Genomic DNA, 2400 nt, shown 5'->3' with positions numbered 1-2400 from the left:
GCGACCGCCCGCCGCTGGATGCGGTCGCGGCCTATCGCTACCTCTACAACCGTCCGACGCGCTTCGACCAGCACTGGGTGACGCGCTACGTGCAGCGCCACGGCTTCTACCCGCTGGGCAGCCTGGTCGAATTCTCCCACGGTTATCTTGCCTGGGTGCTGGGCGTGGACGAGCGCGGCCAGCCAGACCGGGTGCGGGTGGTGCGCAACCTGCGCCGGCGCGACGTGTTCTACGACGACGAGATCGGCCGCGTCGATTTCGACCAGCTGGGGCGCTTGACCGGCCCCGCCCAGCCGCACCGCCACGATCTCTGACCCGCGCTCGACGGCCAGCGGCGCGCGGCTGACGACGATGTTGCGCCGCATCCATTGTCAAGCGTGGCGAAGAGAGTAGAATATCCGGCAATTTTTATGCAAATATTGTTATGTTATAACTTACTTTCCGTGCGAGAGGAGTCATCGTGAGTCATCCAACACATCGCCACAACCGCGAAGGGCCCTGCCACTTTTCGCTGATGTCGCTGTCTGCCATCAAGCGGCTGCTGTTGGTCGCGCTGCCGCTGCTGACGCTCTGGGCCCTGGTGCTGTGGGCCGGCGGTTGGTTTTGATGAACCATCGCGACGAGAGCCGCCTGCGCCTGCACGACCTTCACCTGGCCCAGGGGCGGCGCATGGTGCTCGAACACCTCCAGGGCGATTTCCTGCCCGGGGCGATCACCGCCCTGATCGGCGCCAACGGCGCCGGCAAGAGCACCTTGATCCAGTCCATCATGGGCGAGCTGCGCCCGGTGTCCGGCAAGGTGGAGTGCCTGGTCGCCCGCGAGCGCCGCGCCTGGCTGCCCCAGCAGCTGGCGCTCGACCTGACCTTCCCCATGAGCGTCGAGGAGCTGGTGATGACCGGCACCTGGCCAAGCCACGGCGCGCTCAAGGGGTACTGCGCGGCGCACTACCGCAAGGGGCGCGACATCATGGGCCGGCTCGGCATTTCGCACCTGGCCCACCGGCCGCTGGGCGAGCTCTCCGGCGGCCAGCGCCAGCGCGCGCTGATCGGGCGCACGCTGATGCAGGAAGCCGAACTGCTGCTGCTCGACGAGCCGTTCGCCAACGTCGACAGCCAGACGGTGGACATCCTGGTGAGCATCCTGCGCCAGATGGCCGACAACGGCATGACGATCATCGTGGTGCTCCACGACATGGATCACCTCAAGCGCCTGGCCGACGAGGTGCTGATGCTCGCCGGCGGTCGCGGGGAGTGGATGGCGCCGCAGGCGCTCGAGCACCCCGCGCACATGCCGACCCAACCCATGACCTTCACCTCGGGAGGTCACCATGTGGGATCTGCTTAACGCCTGGTTCATCGCCCCGTTCGACTACGGCTTCATGCGCCGCGCGGCGGTGGGGGGGCTGGCGCTGTCGCTGGCCGCGCCGCCTTTGGGCGTATTCCTGGTGCTGCGTGGCATGAGCCTGATCGGCGACGCCATGGCCCACGCCATCCTGCCCGGCGTGGCGCTGGGTTTTCTGCTGGCCGGTTTCTCGCTGCCGATCATGAGCATCGGCGGCGTGCTGTTCGGGCTCCTGATGGCGCTGATGGCCGGGGCGGTGTCGAAGATGGGCGGTCAGCGCGAGGACGCCGCCATGGCGAGCTTCTTCATCACCTCGCTGGCGGCGGGGGTGATGCTGATCTCGATCGGCGGCAGCAGCGTGGACCTGACCCACGTGCTGTTCGGCTCGATCCTGGCGGTCAACTCCACGGCGCTGCTCCTGATCGCCGGCATCAGCACGCTGATCGTGCTGACCATGGCGCTGATCTTTCGCGCGCTGGTGGTCGAGTGCCTGGACCCGCTCTTTCTGCGCGGCCAGAGCCGGCGCAACGGCTGGGTACATAGCGTCTTCCTGGCGCTTTTAGTGCTCAACCTCACCGCCGGCTTCCAGACGCTGGGCACGCTGATGGCGGTGGGCCTGATGATGCTGCCCGCCACCGCGGCGCGCTTCTGGAGCCGGCGCCTGGAAGGCTTGATGGGCATTGCCGTGGTGCTGGCGATGCTGGCAAGCGTCGGCGGGCTCTTGCTCTCCTACCACCTGGACATTCCTTCGGGGCCGAGCATCATCCTGCTGGCCGGCGGCGCGTACTTCTTCTCGGCGCTGTTCGGGCGCTACCACAGCCTGACGGCGCGGCTGCGGCGCAAGCCCCTGCCGCTGCATGCGCATCCCGACCCTTCGGTGCCCGTGGATGACACCCCACGGGATCACATTCCTCTGGACAGGAGTTAATCATGTCACTGCGTTTTGCCCCACTCGTGGCGGGCGTTTCCGCCCTGCTGGCGATTCCCGCCGCACTCGCCGCCGACGTTCTCGACCATGTCCGCCAGGATCGAGAAACTGGTGACGACCTGGACGCGATC

The 2400-nt window shown here is 67.1% G+C and carries 3 protein-coding genes and 1 pseudogene; all 4 read left to right on the top strand.

Annotated elements, in window-relative coordinates; translation table 11 throughout:
- Window positions 1-314 (top strand): annotated as a pseudogene (locus BIS11_RS15260) (metal-dependent phosphohydrolase); the annotation flags it as partial.
- Between the two features lie 146 nt (window positions 315-460).
- Window positions 461-607, top strand: a complete 147-nt coding sequence (locus BIS11_RS15255) for a hypothetical protein (RefSeq protein WP_253425171.1) — start codon at window positions 461-463, stop codon at window positions 605-607.
- Complete coding sequence (locus tag BIS11_RS15250) at window positions 607-1344, top strand: metal ABC transporter ATP-binding protein (protein ID WP_253425174.1); 738 nt, start codon at window positions 607-609, stop codon at window positions 1342-1344. Before BIS11_RS15255 ends, BIS11_RS15250 begins: the two co-directional genes overlap by 1 nt.
- Complete coding sequence (locus tag BIS11_RS15245) at window positions 1328-2269, top strand: metal ABC transporter permease (protein WP_253425177.1); 942 nt, start codon at window positions 1328-1330, stop codon at window positions 2267-2269. Before BIS11_RS15250 ends, BIS11_RS15245 begins: the two co-directional genes overlap by 17 nt.
- Window positions 2270-2400: the final 131 nt, after the last annotated feature.

Origin of the sequence: Halomonas sp. 707D4 (assembly GCF_024158685.1) — a bacterium.
Taxonomy (GTDB): Bacteria; Pseudomonadota; Gammaproteobacteria; order Pseudomonadales; family Halomonadaceae; genus Vreelandella.
Note: the sequence above shows the minus strand (reverse complement) of the source record. Positions and strands in the feature narration are given on the sequence as shown.

Bases quoted from the DNA above. Each gene is read 5' to 3' on its own strand.
- BIS11_RS15250 (WP_253425174.1), top strand. From the start codon at position 607: ATGAACCATCGCGACGAGAGCCGCCTGCGCCTGCACGACCTTCACCTG.
- BIS11_RS15245 (WP_253425177.1), top strand. From the start codon at position 1,328: ATGTGGGATCTGCTTAACGCCTGGTTCATCGCCCCGTTCGACTACGGC.